We start from the raw sequence: 16,687 nt of genomic DNA, 5'->3' as shown, positions 1-16,687 counted from the left end.
TCGCTCCTTAGGCTATCTTTTCGATGTTGACCATGAAGGCCTTGTACTCGGGCGTCATGCTGTTGGAGTCGCCGCAGGTGGGCGTCAGCAGGTTGGCCGAGTCGCCGCCCGGGGTCATCCAGCCGTAGTTGAAGGTCATGCCCACAAGGTGGACTTTCTTGTCGCCGCACTGGAAGGGCGTGATGCGCGGGGTGACCATGGCCACCGCTTCCACGGAGCCACGGGCGGAGACCACGCGGATCTTGTCGCCGTTCTTGAGGCCGCGTTCCTTGGCGAGCTCCTCGCTCAGCTCCACATACGCGCCTGGCTGGGCTTCCACCAGCCAGGACTGCCAGCGGGTGAGCGCCCCGGTACACCAGTGTTCGGTACAGGAGTAGGTGGTCATCACCAGCGGGAACTTGGCCGAGGCCGAGGCATACACGTCCTTGTCGCTCTCGTAGAGGCGCAGGAGCGGCGTATTGCGCTGCTTGGAGAAGGGATGCTTCTCGAAGGGGCTTTCCACGGGTTCATAGTGTTCCGGGAAGGGCCCGTCGGCCAGTCCCGGCCCGAAGAGGCAGCCCACGCCTTCCGGCCGCATGATGAAGGGCAGCTTGCCGCCCTTCTCGGCCAGCGGCGGCGGCGCACCGTCCACCACGTCGCCTACCCACTTGCCGTCCTTCCATTCCACAAGGGCGCGCTTGGGGTTCCAGGGCTTGCCGTGGGGGTCCACCGAGGCGCGGTTGTAGATGACGCGGCGGTTGGCGGGCCAGGAGTACGACCATTCGGGGTAGAGCCCGAGGCCGGTGGGGTCCTTCTTGCCGCGGCGCTTCATGAGGTTCTGGCCGTCGCGGGAGAAGCTGCCGGAGCAGATCCAGTTGCCGCAGGCGGTGGAGCCGTCGGCCTGGAGCAGCGCGAAGCCGGGCACGCATTCGCCCTTCTTGTAGGCCACGTTATTGATGGTGACGTCGCGGGTGAACACGCCGTTGATGAGGCGCGCCACCTTTTCGGCGTCATAGCGGCCCTTGCCGTCCACCATATCGGTGAAGACGCCGAGCACCGGCTCGGGGAAGACGCCGCCTTCCTTCTTGTAGAGCTCCTTGAGCTTCATCTGGATGCGGTAGATGACGTCACCGGCGGACAGGCAGTCGCCCGGGGCCTTGGCGGCGGCATACTTCCACTGCATCCAGCGGCCGGAGTTGGCCTGGCTGCCTTCCTTCTCCACCGAGGCGGACGCCGGCAGGAGGAAGACCTCGGTGCCGACCTTCCTGGGGTCCACGCCGGGCTGCTTCCAGAAGGAGGCCGTCTCGTTGTCGAAGATGTTGAAGTGCACCATCCATTCCAGCTTCTGGAGCGCGGCGCGCACCTTGTTGGAATTGGGGATGCTGCAGGCCGGGTTCTGGCCGAAGCAGGAGAAGCCCTTGATGGTGCCCTTGTACATCGCGTCGAAGAGGGGCAGCACCGAGGCGTCCTGACCGTCGTCCAGCTTGGGCAGCCAGTCGAAGCCGTAGCCGGTCTCCTTGGGCGCATCGGGGAAGAAGGCCCGCATGAGACTCACGGCATACTTGTTGTAGTTGCTCTGCCAGTTGAGCGAATCCGGCTCGCCGGTGGTGCGGGCCACGGTCTTGAGATAGTTCTCGAAGGAGCCGTGCCCCACGCGCGGGGCGGGCAGATAGCCCGGCAGGTTGTAGGACAGCAGGGCATGGTCCGTGGAGCCCTGCACATTGGGTTCGCCGCGCAGGGCGTTGATGCCGCCGCCGCACACGCCGATGTTGCCCAGCAAAAGCTGGATGATGCCGAAGCAGCGGATGTTCTGCACGGCCACGGTGTGGTGGGTCTGCCCCAGGGCGTACATGATGGTGCCCGCCTTGTCCGGGCGGCCCGTGGCGGAGAAGGCTTCATAGACCTTCTTCAGGTCTTCCACGGGGGTGCCCGTCACGGCGGAGACGGTCTTCATGTCGTAGCGGCTGTAGTGCTTCTTCAGCAGCTGGAAGACGCAATGCTCGTCCTTCAGGCTCTTGTCGCGCTTGAAGGTGCCGTCCGCGTTCTTCTGATAGGCCCATGTCTTCTTGTCATACTTGCGCTTCTTGGGATCGAATCCGGAGAACAGACCGTCCTTGAAGCCGAAGCCCTCGTCCACGAGGAGCGGGGCATTGGTGTAGTTGACCACATAGTCCTTGAAGAACTTGTCGTTTTCAATGATGTAGTTGATCATCCCGCCCAGGAACGCGATGTCCGTGCCCGAACGCAGGGGCGCGTACAGCGAGCAGCGGGCCGACGTGCGGGTGAAGCGCGGGTCCACATGGATGACCGTCGCGCCCTTGTCCTTGGCACGCATGACCCACTTGAAGGAGATGGGATGGTTTTCGGCAGCGTTGCTGCCCTGGATAAGAATACAATCACTGTGCTGGATATCGATCCAGTGATTCGTCATCGCGCCGCGTCCGAACGACTCTGCCAGAGCCGGTACCGTGGGGCCGTGTCAGACCCGGGCCTGGTGCTCAAGATAGACCAGGCCGAGCGAACGGGCGAAGGCGGCGATGTTCCAGCACTCCTCGCTGTCGATGTTGGAGCTGCCCATATGGGCGACGGTTTCCAGACGGTTGACCACCGCGCCGTCCTTGTTCTTCACCATGAAGGAGGCGTCGCGCTCCTTCTTGATGTGGGCGGCGATGCGGTCGATGGCGAAATCCCAGTCCTTTTCTTCCCACTTGTCGGCGTGGGGGGCGCGGTACAGTACCTTGGTCAGACGGTGGGGGTTGGCCTCCGTGGTCTGATAGATGCCCGCGCCCTTGGCGCAGAGGGAACCTTCATTGACCGGATGTTCCGGGTCGCCTTCGATATTGATGATCTTGCCGGTGCTCTTGTCCGTGCTGCAGATAAGGCCGCAGCCCACGGCGCAGTAGCAGCAGATGCTGGTGGTCTGCGCGGCGCTCTTCACCTTGTCGATCTTCTTCAGTTCCTGCGCCATGCCTTCCACGGGCATGAGGCTCAGACCCAGCCCGGAAAGCATGATCCCGGCGCCGAGCCCGCAGGAAAGTTTGAGAAACGATCTTCTCTTCATGATGACTCCTCGTAGGCGCATGGCGACCGCCCCGGCAGATCCGGGGCTGGGAATTCGCCATACTGCGAATCAATCCTAGCACCCTGCCACCGCTGGCGCAAGACGACGGCCGCACAATGTGCGTCCCCCTCATGTGCACCAAGCCTGCCGTTTTGACCTTCGCCGCCGCCTTTTTGCGCTCATGACAGGAGATAACGTCCCCATTTCGCGCGATCGGCACATTTGTATCCGCCTGAAAGGCCGTTTTTCCCCTGCCGGGAAGCTGTCACATTTTTTTCAAAAAGCGTGCGCCCCGCACATACGCTCCGTAGAACTTTTCCCGTTTGAAACACGTTGCATTTCAAACCATACGGCCTGGCGTTTCGCGAAAAAAGCGCGTTTTTTCCGCTTGGCTTCGGGCGGGCGTCGCTGTCCCGCCGCCTCGCGTTCAATGATAAAACGATCCAAGCGTACCGTCCGCCGCGAAGCACAAAAAAGGGACGCCGACTCGTGCCCGCGTCCCTCGAACTTTTTTCTTCCGCCGCAACGTGCTGTGCGGCCCGCGCATCAGGCCTGCGTCTTTTCCGACCCGCCCATGCGCCGCACGAGACCGGAGGTGCTGCATCCGTCCACGAGGCTGGCCAGATGCACCGTGCCGCCGTAGGCCAGCACCTCGTCCGCGCCCACCACGGTCTGCAGATTGTAGTCGCTGCCCTTGACGAGCACATCGGGACGCAGTGCCCGAATGAGTTCCAGCGGCGTGTCCTCATCAAAGAGGATGACCGCGTCCACCCCCTTGAGCTGGGCCATGACCAGCGCCCGGCTCTGCTCATCCTGCACGGGTCGCGACGGCCCCTTGAGCCGCCGTACCGAGGCATCGCTGTTGAGGGCCACCACCAGTCGGTTGCCCAGATCGGCACACTGCTGGATGAGCGAGATATGCCCGGGATGGATGAGGTCGAAACAGCCGTTGGTAAAGACGATGCGCTCGCCCTTGCGCCGCCAGTCCTCCACCTTCTCCCGGAGGGTCGGCAGACTGAACAGACGCGGGTTGGCATCGTACTGGCGCTGGGCCATGCGCAGCTCTTCCAGACTGATGGGAGCCGTCCCCAGCTTGCCCACGGCCACACCGGCGGCGGTATTGGCCAGTCGCGCGGCCTCCTCCCAGCCCATGCCCGACGCCACACCGGCAGCCAGCACGGCCAGCGCCGTATCCCCCGCGCCGGAGACATCGGCCACCTCGCGCGTATGCGCCCGGATGAAACAGGGCTCCGCATCTCCCCCGAACAGGGCCATACCCTTGGCCCCGCGCGTCAACAACAGACGCTCCAGTCCCCAGCGGCGACACTGGGCAAGCGCCGTCTCGGCAAGCTCCTCGCGTCCGGCGGGCAACGGTCCGGCCACGTCCGCCAGCTCGACCGCATTGGGCGTCAGACAATGCGCGCCCTCGTAGCGGCTCCAGTCCCGTCCCTTGGGATCCACCAGCACCCGTATGCCCCGTTCCCGCGCCGCCCGGACGAGACGGCGGCACAAACCATCCATGCCTCGATGCCCCGCGCCATCCAGCAACGCGCCCTTGCCGTAATCCGAGAGCACCAGCACCGCGCACCCTTCCATCAACGGCTCGATGAGCTGCCGGAAGCCCTCCACAGCGACGGCGTCCGGCGCTTCGCGCACCTCTTCATCCAGCCGCAGGAGCTGTTGGCCCTGCGCCATGACGCGCGTCTTGCAGGTAGTGGCCCGCTGCGGCAGCGCGTAAAGCGCATGTTCGATGCCTTCCGCATCCAGCAAATGCCGCAGGGACGCCGCGGCCTCGTCCGTCCCGCACAGCCCGGCCAGCCGCGTCCGCACGCCCAGCCGGGCCAGATTGCGGGCCACGTTGGCCGCGCCGCCGGGGACCTCCCAACGGCTGTTGACGCAGGCCACGGGAATGGGCGCTTCCGGTGAGATGCGCTCCACCGTGGCGCTGATGTAACGGTCCAGCATCACGTCGCCAACAACCAGAATCTGTACAGCACTGAAATCCATCTTGCCTGCCTTTTTTACGGGGATCATGCGGCTCGACGCTATCCGTTTCCCGTCTGCGAGGCAAGCGACGGGGGCGGACGGCGGCTGTCCGAGGGGACGCGCGGGGGCATCCGGCTTTTGCTCGATTTTTTCCCGCATATCCGGCATAGTCACGCCGTATTCGCGTTTTTTTTCGGCAGTTCGGCCCAGCCGACATCTCAGGAGGACAGACGTGACGACGGTACGCCCGCTTTCCTGCCCGCATTGCGGCGGCAAGGAATTCTCCTTCCCGGACAAGAGGCGCTGCCGCTGCCTGTCCTGCAATTCGGAATTTTTGCTGGACGAGACGCCCCGCCCGTCTCCGGCCCGATCGCCCAACGGCACGAGGCCGCGCCGCCTGACCGCCCTCTGTTTCCTGCTCCTGCTCCTTGCCGGAGTATTCTACCTGCTGGCTCCCGCGCGGGCCCCGCAGCCGACGCCCCAACCAGCCCGGCAGAGGGCGGTGACGCCCGCCGCGGTCACCTATGAGCTCCAGCAGTTCGCGCTGGCGGCCGATCCGGCCCATGCTGGCGCGCCCCTTGTGCTGCGCGTGCGGGGCAGCCTCGGCAAAAAAGGCCCGGGGGGCTATGTGGCCGATAGTTACGATCCCCGTACCCAAACCTGGTCGAAAGAGCCGCAACGCCTTCAAGACTCCGTGGGGAAAGGCACACGAGAGATCCGCTTTCAGACCATGTCCGACGGCAGCCTTTTTCTGATCCTGGATAAAAGCCGCCTCTTTTTCTTTGATTTTGCCGCAAGGGAATGGGTGGACGCCCGCCCTCTGCTGGAACGTCAGCCCCAGCTGGCGGGAGCCGTCGTCCAGATCGAAGCCGGATACGCCAATGAGGGCGACGCCCTGCGCGTCATGACCGCCGACGGCACGCGGCGCTACTTTTATCCCGGCGTCGATCTGGCCCCAACCTACGACGAACTGACGCGGATGGTGGCCGACTACCGCCACCCCCAGGCCGAGCGGCGGTACGGCTTCACCTTTGCCCGCAAGGGAGCCGGGACTTCCGGCCCGCAACAACTCATCCGCTATGCCTTTCTGGACAACAAGACCGGTCCCCGGCTCTTCGGCGGCTACCTGGAGTGGGACGGCGAGGGACAGACACGACACGTCAAGCGCCATGCCCACATCTTTCGGCAAGCCCATCTGGAAGCGACGGAATTCTTCACGCCGGACCGCGTGTACTATCGGGCTTCCGTGGCCTGGGCGGACAAGGAGGACCTCATCATCCGCTTTCGTCCCACGCCCCACCCCGACGCGCCCTCCCTGCTCCAGTGCCTTGACCCGGAAAGCGCCGCCGTGCGCTGGACCCTGCAGGGAGCGTATGACGGCGTCCTCGTCAAGACGGCGGACGGGCTCTATCTTCTGCGGGGCGCGAAGCTCTACCGGATAAGCGAGGGGCAACAGCCCCTTGCCGAACCGCAACGTCTTTTCTGATCCGCTCACGGTGGATGCGGACAGCGACACATGCGCCCGCCGCCGCACGGCATTACCGGCGCAACATACACCAACCACCACAGCAGAGACGTCTATGGGACTCAGGGACATGCTCAGACGGCAGATGCGTTCCGTCCTCCAGTGGCAGGAGGACGACCGGGACACCATCTTTCAGCTCCTGCCCACGCCGGGCGATGAAATAAAAAACGCCTCACGGCTGATCGTCGGTCCGGCGCAGGGCTGCCTGCTCGTTTATGAGGGGAGGATCGTGGATGAGATCACCGAGCAGACCGCCCTTTCCCTCAAAACGGACAACCACCCCTTTCTGACCACCCTCGCCAGTCTGCCGACCCTTTTTGAAAGTCCGCACAAGGTGCAGCTCTATTTTTACCGCACCACGCTTTTTCCCGGCCTGCGCTGGGGCACGGCCCAGCCTGTCCGCTATCTTGACCCTGTCTACCGGCTGCCACTGGCGGTAGGCATGAACGGAACCTACAGCCTGCGGCTTGCCGATGCCCGAACGGCCTTCCTCCGTCTCTGCGCCGGGGAGCGCCGTGTCGATATCGCCCGCATCAAGGCCGTGCTCGACGCGCAGCTCCCCCAGTCCATCGCCGCGACGCTGGCGGGGGCGGCATACTCCTGCACCGATATCGACAGCCACCTTGACGACATCAGCGCGCGCATCCACGAACGCCTTGCCCGGCTCGCCGGAGAATACGGTCTGGCCGTACCGGAATTCTCGGTCAACGGCAGCATCCTTGACCGGGAAAGCCGGGAACGGCTGGAGACGGTCTTTGCCATGCGTGCCCGGCAGCAGGCCGCCGAGGAAGTCCATCTGAGTTATGAGCGTCTGGAGCAGATCCAGGCCATGCGGGACGCCGCCCGGTCGGAAAACGGTCTGGCGGGCGCGGGCCTGCAGCTCGGGACCGGCCTCGAGCTGGCCGCGCAGCTCCTCACGCCTTCCGCACGTTCCAGCGCGACGGACGAACTGGCTGGACGCCTGCGCCTGCTCCAGCAGCTTTTGCAGCAGGGCCTCATCAGTCAGGATGACTTCGAGGAACGCAAGCGCGCCCTGCTCGACCGCATTTAGAATATTTTCTCTTGGAAAAAGGGAAGACGCCGGGCGGCGACACAGTGCCGCCCGGCCAAATGTGAACGGAAAAACCGCGTTCTTTCCGCGAAACGACAGACAGTACGGTTTGAAGCGCAAAGCGTTTCAAACGGAAAATGATCTCAAGGGAACAGCCTGTCAGTGGAGGGAGTGTGCCGCTTGCCGCTCCAGATCTCAGGCCTTGCCGCCGCCGGCCGCCTTGTGTCTGTGCACGGCCGCCAGCACCAGTTCCTTGAGACGCGCCTCCGTCCCTGCCGCGTCCAGCAGCACGGGGATACGACGGGAAGCCCCTCCGCCAAGGCGTTTGCGCTCTTCCGGCCGGGCCGCCAGCGCCAGCAGGGCCTTGCCCAGCGCCTCCGCATCCTCGGAGGGCACCAGCACCCCGCTCTCCCCGTCCCGCACAGCCTCCCGGATGCCCGGCAGATCGGCGGCCACCACGGCGCAGCCGAAGGCCATGGCCTCGGTCAGGGCGGACGGCAGACCGTCCTGATCCCCCGTGCGCGTCACCCGGGCGGGCGCTACGAAAATGTCGGCCCGCCGGTAAAGGTCAGGCATGTTCTCGTGCGGCACCTGGCCGGAGAAAAACACGTTTTTGCGCAGGCCCAGACGTCTGGCCTGCCACTTGAGCCGACGGGCGAGCGGCCCCGTCCCCACGACGCGCAGTTCAAAGTCGATGGACTGCCGCCGGAGCTGCACGCAGGCCCGCAACAGCACGTCAAAGCCTTTGCGGGCGCAGAGCGTCCCCACGGCCAGCAGGCGCAGCGGCTCCTTGCCTTCTGTGGGCGGCATGGAGATGTCCTCGTCCGGCGGCGTCAAGGTCAGCTGATCGCGCAGGAGCACCAGCCGCTCCGGCGGTATCTCCGGCAGGAGTTCGCGCAGACGCCGCCGCGTCTCTTCGGTATCGCAAGCTACAAAAGCCGCATCACGGAACTTGACCGCCCAGTCCCTGCCGGGCTGGACCATGTCCGCCGTGCGCACGGCGAAGGCAAAGGGCAGATCCAGCAGACGTGAGGCGATCCAGGCCGCCGTAGCCGGTCCGTGCGCCCCGAACGCACAGAGGAAATCAAGTCCGTCCTCTTCGCCCCAGCGGGCCATCATGGCGCCGCAGTCCATGGCCCAGAGATGGGCGCAACGACGCCCCGGCGTCACGGGCAGGGATCTGCGCAGAGGCTCCCACGGCGGCGAATTGCGCCGCCGGAAATGCTGTACCGCACGCACCACGGCAGGCAGACGCCACCAGCCCACCCGCCGCACGGGAAGCGGCAGCGTATACCCCTGCGCATCCCCCAGCAGGCTGCCCCCGCGAATGCCGTAGATACGCGACAGGAGCCCCGCGGCGTGCATACGGTTCGCCTCTTCCATGAGGCAGCGCCCGGACGGTTCGGGGAAGGCCTCCGCCAGCAGCGCGCCGCGCACCACGGGCTTGACGCCTTCCAGCAGGTTGACCCCCAACGTCACGGATTCGGGGGAAAAGTCCCGACGGCGGCAATTGAGGATGCCTTCATCCAGCGTATACACGCTGTCGCAGAACTCCGCCATCTTGGGGTCATGGGTCACCATGATCATGGCCACGCCGCCGGAATGGCAGAGCGTGCGGAAATTGTCCATCACCACGCGGCTGGTCTTGGCGTCCAGAGCGCCGGTGGGCTCGTCGGCCAGCAGGATCTTGGGATTGTTGACCATGGCGCGGGCGATGGCCACACGCTGCTGCTCGCCGCCGGAAAGACGATTGCTGCGATAATGGACCCGCGCCGAGAGCCGCACGAGATCCAGCGCCCGGATGACGCGCCCCCAGCGTTCCGACGGCGGGACGTTTTCATAGATCAGGGGGAACTCGACGTTCTCAAACACGGTGGAGTGCTCGAAAAGGTTGCTGGCCTGCATGACGAAGCCCATGTTGCCCCGCCGGAAAGCCGCCGTCTGTTCGCGATCGAACTCCAGCACGTTCTGCCCGAGGATCTCCAGCGTCCCCGCATCGGGCGCGTGCAACATACCGAGCACATGCAGCATGGTGGACTTGCCGCAGCCGGAAGGCCCCATGATGGCCACCAGTTCCCCGGCTTCCACCTCGATGTTGACGCCGCGCAGCACGGGCGCGAAGCCCGCATAGCACTTGTACAGGTCCTTGGCGATAATGACAGGAGGCATACGCACCTACTCGAAACGCAACGCCGAGACCACATCCATGCGGCTGGCCTGAATGGCGGGATACAAACCACCCGCCACACCGATGATGGCGGAAAAGATGATGCTGCCGAGACTGCTGGCCAGCAGCAGCGTATAGGAAATGCTGGTCTGCAGCGCCAGCGCGCCGATCTCCACGGCCAGCGTCCCCACGCAGATCCCCAGGAAGCCGCCCGCCACGGATTTGACCAGCGCCTCGGCAAGGAACTGGGCCAGGATGTCCGCGTCCGAACCGCCCATGGCCTTCTTCAGGCCCACTTCGCGCGTGCGGGCGCGCACGGCGGCAAAGGTGCCGTACCAGATGCCGAACCCGCCCAGCATGAGCGAGGCCACGATGCCCAGCCAGAGCAGCGCTTCCACCCACATGAAGGTCACCTGGATGCGTTCCAGCTGATCGTCCTGCGTGGAACAGACAAGGTACGGCGCATCCTGATGCTCGCGCACCACCTTGGGCAGCTGACGCACCACGGGGGCCACGTCCTCCCAGCCGATGGCGCGCACGAAGAGACGCCCCACATTGCCGTGGCCCCATCCGCGATCGCTCATGGTGGTATAGGGCATGAAGCCCCCTTCGCCCCAGGACCCCAGCATGACCCCCGTCACCACGCCGATGACTTCGAACACATCCTGCCCCAGCACGAGCAGCTTGCCTACGGCCTGCCGGGGATCGCCGTACAGATCCTGCGCCCCTTCGCGGCCCAGCATACAGACGCGCTTACGCTGCCGGACATCCTCCTCGGTAAGGAGACGCCCGGCCACGAGATCCAGAGAATAGGTCGGCGCAAAGAACTCATCCACGCCGATGAAGGAAAAACGGAGATTGCGCTCATCCTTGCCGCGCAGCGGAAAGACCACGTTCATCCGCAGGTTCTGACTGACCATGCCCACGCCGGGGATCTCCCGGATGGCCTGGACGGTATCGGGATAAAACTCGCGCCTCGGCTGGCCGGGGTATTGTTCATCGTCCATGTATACGCGGATGATGTTCACCCCGCCCATGAGCACCATATCCTGCCCGACCTTGTACCGGATTTCCTGCCCCAGCACCGAAAGGGCGATAAAGGCCGTGATGCCCAGCGCGATGGACAGGATGACGCCGAAACCACGCTGGCGCACCACCTGCCGAACGCTGACGCGGCAAAGATCGGACATGGTGATCATGGATTTGTCTGGACCTCCCGGGATAACGTCCCAGTATGTATATTAGCTTGCGAGAAAAAAACTGTCAAAGGGCGAAACGCGGGCCCCGGAGAGGAGGGATGCGCCATCCTTCCTCCTCATCCTGCCGTCCGGCGCGACAGCCACCAGGACATTATCAGCCCCAGCGCGATCCAGACGAGGGTCTCCGGCAAAAGAAAGAGAAGAAAAGCATCGTGCACGCCTGACGGATACTCGCTCCATACGCTCAAGATGAGCAGGTAAAGGCCCGTCCCCCTGAGCAGGCCCGTCAGGATGATCACGCCCGCCAGCGGCAAGAAACCGCCCCGCACCCAGCGCAGCAAGGGGAGCAGACATGCCCCGTCGGCCGCGTACAGACCAAGGAGGATAAGCAGCAGGCTGAGCCCCTGCCCCAGGCCCAGCCGACTGTAAAAAATGGCTATGCCCAACGGGATGATCAGAAGGCGGGAGAGCGTGCTCTCCGCCAGCAGGGCCAGCAGGCAGACGGCCGCCCGCGCAAGGGGACGCGGCAGGTCAGCTTCGGCGGAGGGACGTTCCTTCGTCCGTGTCATCGGGATGCCTCCAGAGTTTCCGCGCTGCCGGGCGACGACCGCCAGAGGACGCCGCATAAGCCCGACCAGCGGGAGGAGACCGCGGCACCACGGTCAGCGGGCCGGGGACAGCACACCGCTGGGAGCGCCGATGATGCGAGCCACAAGGCGGTCCTCCATCCCCCGGCCGCTTCCTTCGCCGTACGTGCTCAGCGCCGCATGGCGCGCACGCGACCGCCCTCCCCGACTTCATACCAGATGCCGTGCCAGAGGATGCCTTGCGCCCGGAGCGTGCGTATGTAGACCCAGGCGAACATGCCCGCGCTCAGCGCGAAGGACAGCATCCAGCGCCAAAGGGGCTGCGCGCTTTCGGCAAGACCGCGCCAGTGGCCCATGGCCGCCGCCAGACCTATCAGGTAGAGGAAGCCCACGGCCACGCAGCCCGTGGAGGCAAATCCCGTCAGACCGCCCAACAGGGACAGCACGGCCATGAGCGGCGGCAGGGCCATGACCGCGCACAGCACGCCCAGCAGCCGCCACTGCGACGGCACGCAAAACTTGAGGAAGAGCACCTGCCGGTCCATCCAGGCCCGCCAGACATCCAGTCGATGCGCGGCGGCATCCGTGCGCAGGAGCGCGCCGGGACAGAGCTTCACCGTCACGCCGCGCGCGGGCAACACGCCGGCCAGCGAACAATCGTCCACCACATTGCCGGACCAGAGCTCGCGGACCTGATGCCGCTCGAAAGCCTGACGGCTGATGCACATGGCGCCGCCCCAGGGCTGGGTGAACTGCCGCGCCAGCCCCTGCAGGTAGCGCATGAGCTGCACGCAGAGCGCATAGGCCAACGTGACGGGCCGATCATCGCGGGGGCGTACCTGATGGTAGCCGGTGCTGAACTCCGCCTCGCCGCGCGCCACCGGTGCCACCAGCCGCCGGACGAAATCCGGCCCGGCCACATGGGTGCTGTCGCAGAAGACATAGACCTCCGCCGCCGCCCCCACGGCCGCCACCCCGGCAAGGCTGTTGTGGTTCTTCTGCCCGCAGCCGCGCGCCTCTCCGGCCGTCACATGCCGCAGGGAGGGATAGCGGCTCTGCAGGCTCTTGATCAGCCGCACCGCGGGATCCGCCTCGGACGCGGTCACCACCACGGGCAGCAAACGCGGATAGTCCTGCTCCAGCAGGGTCTCCAGCGCCTCTTCCATGCGGGGATCCTCCCCGGCGACGGGGATGATGAGCGCGGCGGACGGCCAGTCATCCTCATGCGCAAGGCCAAAGATGGCCGCTTTTTCCTCGCGGGCCAGACGTTCGCCAACCTGTCCCAGCAAAATCAGCAGACCGCACTGCACAGCAGCCAGCAGAAAAAAGATCTCCCACATATCTACTCCTTGCGCACACGCCAACCGTCCTCAGGGACAGGGGCGCAGTCTTCCGTCACGGGCACATCCGGGGTGCGCCGTGCTTCTATGGCAAATGATAGGCCGTTCTTCAGCCGCAGGGTACCGTCGGCCTGTCCGTCCCATCTGAGCTCTCCCGAAAAATGGTGTCCGGACGAAGGATGCCTGGCCTCCACATGACCATCCCGGACAGTCCCCGCCAGATGGTACACGTCCACCTGACCGCCGCGCGTCCGCAACAAGGCCGCGCCGCGCAGCTCGCCGCGCGCATTGATGCAGACGGCGGCCCGAAAACGGGAGGACAGCACCGAGCCTTCCCAGAGTTCCGTCACCTCGCCGGGCACGGGAGGCACAGCCTGCTGCCCGGTCACGCCCTGCCCCGCCCGTGCCGCGCACGGCAACCAGAGCACTCCCAGCAGCAGGGCGAGCGACGCCCCTTTCCCCGCCACGGCAAACGATCTCAACATGCCGCCCCCCTCGCCAGGCGCTCGAACAATGCCTCATGCGCGTCCACCATGCGCGCAAAGGAAAAATCACGGACCACGCGCTCCCGTCCGGCGCGCCCCAGCCGATCCCCCAGCGACGGGTCATCCAGCAGGCGGCAGATATGCCCCGCCAGCGCCGCATCATCCCCCGGCTCGCAAAGGAAACCGTTCTCCCCCGCCGAGATCAGCCGGGGGATCCCCCCCACGGCCGTGGCGCAGAGCGGCAGACCGCAGGACATGGCCTCCAGCAGCACATTGGGCTGGCCTTCGCGTACCGACGACAATACGAACAGACGCGCCTGCGCGTACTCCTCCCGCACGTCCGGGCGTCCGGGCACGAATTCCACACGCTTCCCCGCAGGATGCGCGGCGGCCCACTGGCGCAGGCGGCCCCCCTCCGGGCCGTCGCCCACCAACCGCAGCATGGCGTCGGGATGCCGCTCCAGCACACGCGCAAAGGCCCGCAGCAATGTCGGATGGTCCTTGTCCCCGGCCAGACGCGCCACGCAGAGCAGCAGAGGCGGCCGCGCCGACACCGGCGTGACGGGCGCGCGAAACATGTCCGTATCGACCCCGTTGGGCACGTAGCTCAGGCGGTCGGACGGCACGCCAAGCCCGCGCAGGACCTCGCGCAGCGATTCGGAATTGCAGACGATATGTTGCGCAAGCCGCCAGAGGAAGCGTTCATGCTGCCGCCTGGGACCGCCGCCGCCGCGCACCGTCCCCAGTACGGGCAGGCCGAGCGCACGCCCCCAGATGCGCCCCCAGATATTGGGCAGCGCCGTGCAGGGGACCAGCACATCGGGCCGCAGGCGACGCAAGGCGGCCCCGACGCGCGCGAAAAAAAGGGGAGCCAGGCGGCGGTCGTGCCCCAGAGTATGCACCTCGATGCCGGCCTGACGGGCCAGGTCGTCCAGATCGGTGGGGCCGGTGAAGGTCAACATGACGGGCGCGAAACGGCTGCGGTCCAGCCGCCCGGCAAGTTCGAGCATCTGCCGCTGCGTGCCGCCGTAACAGAGATCTTCCATGAGGAAAAGGATTCGCATGACGTGGGCCATGCCGCATATTCCCGTATTCGGCCCGCTTTGGCAAGGGTCGCGGCGGCATTGCCAGTCGCCCGGAAAAGAACTACAAGCAGGACATGATCGAACCATCTCCCGCCGCCCCTTCTTCGCCGCCCGCCGCGCCGGATGTCCGCGCAAAGCCGCCCCTGCGCGTCATCGTCAGTCTTGACGTGGAAGAAGAGGGGCTGTTTTCCGGGCATTACGCCGCCACCAACTGCGGCGTGCGCAATGTGGCGCTGCTGCCGCTGCTTGCGCCCATCTCCGATGAGCTGGGGTTCCCGCTGACGCTTTTCTGCGCGCATACGGTCTTTGCCGATGCCGGATGCCGCCGTGTCCTGGAGATCATGCGCGACCGGCACGGGGCGGAGATAGCCGCTCATCTGCATCACTGGAGCACGCCCCCTCTGGACGACGCTCCGGCCGCCGACGGGCCGCCGCCACGCACGGACACGTTGCCGCAGGACCTGCTGCGCCGCCGCCTGCGGACGCTCCTCGACGAAGGCGCGCGCTTCAACGGCGCGCCGTTGACCAGCTTCCGCATGGGACGCTGGGATCTCAAGAAGAGCGTACGGCCGCTGCTGGCCGAGGCGGGCATCAGGCTGGACAGTTCCGTCTGCCCCTTGCGCAGCTTTGCGGGCGGCGCGGATCATTTCCTTGCCCCGGCGGACCCCTACTGGGTGGAGGGCCACGGCGACACGCGCCTGCTGGAAGCGCCCATCACCCAGATCCCGCTCGTGCGGGCCATGCCCCGTCTCTGGCACGCTCTGTCGCCCCAGCGCCGTCGGGACAGCTTCCATTTCTGGGGGGCGCTCAGCGCCAATCCCTTCTGGCACGGGCCGCGCGTCATGCGCTGGGCCGTCCGCCTGCATCAGGCCCGAGGGGGGCGCGTCCTGAGTCTTTTCTGGCACTCTTCGGAAATGCTGCCCGGCGGCTCGCCGCACATGCCCGATGAACAGGCGGCGCGCGCCTTTCGGGAGCGCATGTTCGCCTTTTTCCGCTGGCTGCGCGATTCGTTCACGGTCCAGGGCTGTACGGCCGCCGGTCTGCGGGCCGAGGCGGACAGTCTCTCCTTTCCCTCTCGTCCCGACGGCCCCGGCGACTGGTAGGCTCCGCCGCCAGCCGGGACGCTCCGTCTCCCCCGCTGTATCATGAATCTCCTTTCGTCCTCCTCTTCCTCGGCCAGCGGCTATTTCTGGATCATCCTCACGGCCTTTTTCTGGTCGCTGGTGGGCGTACTGTCCAAGGTCTGCATGGCCGAGGGCGTCACCCCGCTGGAGACCGCCTTCTGGCGGGCGGCCTTCGGCCTGCTCTTCTTTCTGGGGCATACCCTCGCCACCCGACAGATAGCCGTCCCGCCGCGTGCCGCGGCGAGCTTCATCCTTTTCGGCGTCTGGGGCATCGGCGTGTTCTATTCCGTCACCCAGTACGCCATCAAGCTCAGCGGCGCGGCCATGTCCGTCGTCCTCATGTACACCGCGCCCATCTGGGTGGCCGTCATATCGCGCGTCCTCTTCGGTGAGGCCATTTCCGGACGCAAGCTGAGCGCCATCGGCGTGGCCCTGTGCGGCACGGCGCTCGTCTGCTTTTCGGGCGGCAGCCTGCCGGGGCAACACTCCTGGGTGGGCATCGCCTGCGGCATCATCATCGGCATGAGCTACGCGTCGCACTACCCCTTCTACCGCTGGTGGCAAAACCGCTACAGTGCGGCCACGATCTATTTTTATTCCTTGGTGGGCGGGCTCGCGGCCCTGTATCTGGTATCCCCCCTGCATTTCAACCATTCCCCGCGCGTCTGGCTCTGTCTCGTCCTGCTGGGCGCCTGCACGAGCTACTTCGCCTACCTGTGCTACGGACTGGCCCTCAAGCGCATCGGCCTCGTTCGGGCGGCTGTGACCTGCTACCTGGAACCCGTCCTCAGCACGCTCTGGGTCTGGCTGTTCTGGCAGGAAAGCTTCACGCTCATGGGCTGGCTGGGCAGCATACTCGTCCTGGGGGCCGTCCTGCTGCTGTCGCTGGACAGATCCGGCGATTGACGGCCGCTCGACGCAGGTCGAGACTTGACTTTTGTCCACGTTTCAGGGAGAATGGAAAAGTTCGTGCCGGTAAGGCGCGCATCCCGCCGGGATGGTGGAATTGGTAGACGCAGCGGACTCAAAATCCGCCGGTGGCAACACCTTGCGAGTTCAAGTCTCGCTCCCGGTACCAGAAAGACAGGCGGTCACGAC

Annotated in this window: 12 protein-coding genes and 1 tRNA gene; 5 read left to right on the top strand and 8 right to left on the bottom strand. The window is 65.6% G+C overall.

All coding sequences use genetic code 11. From position 1 onward, the window contains the following. Positions 1 to 7 precede the first annotated feature (7 nt). Together fdnG and rfaE2 are read right to left on the bottom strand one after the other, a co-directional pair. Positions 8 to 3,040, bottom strand: coding sequence for a formate dehydrogenase-N subunit alpha (gene fdnG / locus Q0K00_RS06020; RefSeq protein WP_297228065.1), 3,033 nt, complete (start codon positions 3,038 to 3,040; stop codon positions 8 to 10). A 546-nt stretch (positions 3,041 to 3,586) separates the two neighbouring features. Then, positions 3,587 to 5,047 (bottom strand): D-glycero-beta-D-manno-heptose 1-phosphate adenylyltransferase, encoded by a 1,461-nt coding sequence (gene rfaE2 / locus Q0K00_RS06015; protein ID WP_297228064.1) that lies wholly within the window; start codon positions 5,045 to 5,047, stop codon positions 3,587 to 3,589. Positions 5,048 to 5,258: 211 nt separating this feature from the next. Here rfaE2 and Q0K00_RS06010 point away from each other — a divergent pair, with 211 nt between their 5' ends. Continuing rightward, on the top strand, positions 5,259 to 6,512 hold the full coding sequence (locus Q0K00_RS06010) for a hypothetical protein (protein ID WP_297228063.1): 1,254 nt from the start codon (positions 5,259 to 5,261) through the stop codon (positions 6,510 to 6,512). 94 nt (positions 6,513 to 6,606) lie between these two features. Further along, positions 6,607 to 7,602, top strand: coding sequence for an SPFH domain-containing protein (locus tag Q0K00_RS06005; RefSeq protein ID WP_297228062.1), 996 nt, complete (start codon positions 6,607 to 6,609; stop codon positions 7,600 to 7,602). A gap of 195 nt (positions 7,603 to 7,797) precedes the next feature. Here Q0K00_RS06005 and Q0K00_RS06000 read toward each other — a convergent pair whose 3' ends face one another. The 6 genes from Q0K00_RS06000 to Q0K00_RS05975 form a co-directional block, all read right to left on the bottom strand. Next, complete coding sequence (locus Q0K00_RS06000; protein WP_297228061.1) at positions 7,798 to 9,771, bottom strand: glycosyltransferase; 1,974 nt, start codon at positions 9,769 to 9,771, stop codon at positions 7,798 to 7,800. Positions 9,772 to 9,777: 6 nt separating this feature from the next. After that, positions 9,778 to 10,968, bottom strand: a complete 1,191-nt coding sequence (locus tag Q0K00_RS05995) for an ABC transporter permease (protein ID WP_297228060.1) — start codon at positions 10,966 to 10,968, stop codon at positions 9,778 to 9,780. Positions 10,969 to 11,084: 116 nt separating this feature from the next. After that, entirely contained in the window at positions 11,085 to 11,537 is a 453-nt protein-coding gene (locus Q0K00_RS05990; RefSeq protein WP_297228059.1) for a hypothetical protein, read from the bottom strand. Between the two features lie 188 nt (positions 11,538 to 11,725). Further along, positions 11,726 to 12,895 (bottom strand): glycosyltransferase, encoded by a 1,170-nt coding sequence (locus tag Q0K00_RS05985; RefSeq protein WP_297228058.1) that lies wholly within the window; start codon positions 12,893 to 12,895, stop codon positions 11,726 to 11,728. A 2-nt stretch (positions 12,896 to 12,897) separates the two neighbouring features. Next, entirely contained in the window at positions 12,898 to 13,380 is a 483-nt protein-coding gene (locus Q0K00_RS05980) for a hypothetical protein (protein ID WP_297228057.1), read from the bottom strand. Next, positions 13,374 to 14,456, bottom strand: coding sequence for a glycosyltransferase (locus Q0K00_RS05975; protein WP_297228056.1), 1,083 nt, complete (start codon positions 14,454 to 14,456; stop codon positions 13,374 to 13,376). Before Q0K00_RS05975 ends, Q0K00_RS05980 begins: the two co-directional genes overlap by 7 nt. A gap of 83 nt (positions 14,457 to 14,539) precedes the next feature. On the opposite strand from Q0K00_RS05975, the gene Q0K00_RS05970 reads away from it, so the two are divergent. From Q0K00_RS05970 to Q0K00_RS05960, 3 genes are all read left to right on the top strand, one after another. After that, positions 14,540 to 15,568 carry a hypothetical protein gene (locus tag Q0K00_RS05970; protein WP_297228055.1) on the top strand — a complete coding sequence of 343 codons (1,029 nt, stop codon included), beginning with the start codon at positions 14,540 to 14,542 and terminating at the stop codon, positions 15,566 to 15,568. Between the two features lie 42 nt (positions 15,569 to 15,610). Next, the gene (locus Q0K00_RS05965; protein ID WP_297228054.1) at positions 15,611 to 16,495 is read left to right on the top strand and encodes an EamA family transporter; all 885 of its coding nucleotides are present in this window, start codon (positions 15,611 to 15,613) and stop codon (positions 16,493 to 16,495) included. Positions 16,496 to 16,580: 85 nt separating this feature from the next. Next, positions 16,581 to 16,667, top strand: a tRNA-Leu gene (locus Q0K00_RS05960). The last annotated feature ends 20 nt before the right edge of the window (positions 16,668 to 16,687 follow it).

It is taken from the genome of uncultured Desulfovibrio sp., assembly GCF_944327235.1.
GTDB lineage: Bacteria > Desulfobacterota > Desulfovibrionia > Desulfovibrionales > Desulfovibrionaceae > Desulfovibrio.
The sequence above is the reverse complement of the archived record's forward strand: the minus strand, read 5'-3'. Positions and strand labels throughout refer to the sequence as shown.

Bases quoted from the DNA above. Each gene is read 5' to 3' on its own strand.
- rfaE2 (WP_297228064.1), bottom strand. From the start codon at position 5,047: ATGGATTTCAGTGCTGTACAGATTCTGGTTGTTGGCGACGTGATGCTG.
- Q0K00_RS06000 (WP_297228061.1), bottom strand. From the start codon at position 9,771: ATGCCTCCTGTCATTATCGCCAAGGACCTGTACAAGTGCTATGCGGGC.
- Q0K00_RS05990 (WP_297228059.1), bottom strand. From the start codon at position 11,537: ATGACACGGACGAAGGAACGTCCCTCCGCCGAAGCTGACCTGCCGCGT.
- Q0K00_RS05970 (WP_297228055.1), top strand. From the start codon at position 14,540: ATGATCGAACCATCTCCCGCCGCCCCTTCTTCGCCGCCCGCCGCGCCG.
- Q0K00_RS05975 (WP_297228056.1), bottom strand. From the start codon at position 14,456: ATGGCCCACGTCATGCGAATCCTTTTCCTCATGGAAGATCTCTGTTAC.
- Q0K00_RS05965 (WP_297228054.1), top strand. From the start codon at position 15,611: ATGAATCTCCTTTCGTCCTCCTCTTCCTCGGCCAGCGGCTATTTCTGG.
- Q0K00_RS05995 (WP_297228060.1), bottom strand. From the start codon at position 10,968: ATGATCACCATGTCCGATCTTTGCCGCGTCAGCGTTCGGCAGGTGGTG.
- Q0K00_RS05980 (WP_297228057.1), bottom strand. From the start codon at position 13,380: ATGTTGAGATCGTTTGCCGTGGCGGGGAAAGGGGCGTCGCTCGCCCTG.
- Q0K00_RS06005 (WP_297228062.1), top strand. From the start codon at position 6,607: ATGGGACTCAGGGACATGCTCAGACGGCAGATGCGTTCCGTCCTCCAG.
- Q0K00_RS05985 (WP_297228058.1), bottom strand. From the start codon at position 12,895: ATGTGGGAGATCTTTTTTCTGCTGGCTGCTGTGCAGTGCGGTCTGCTG.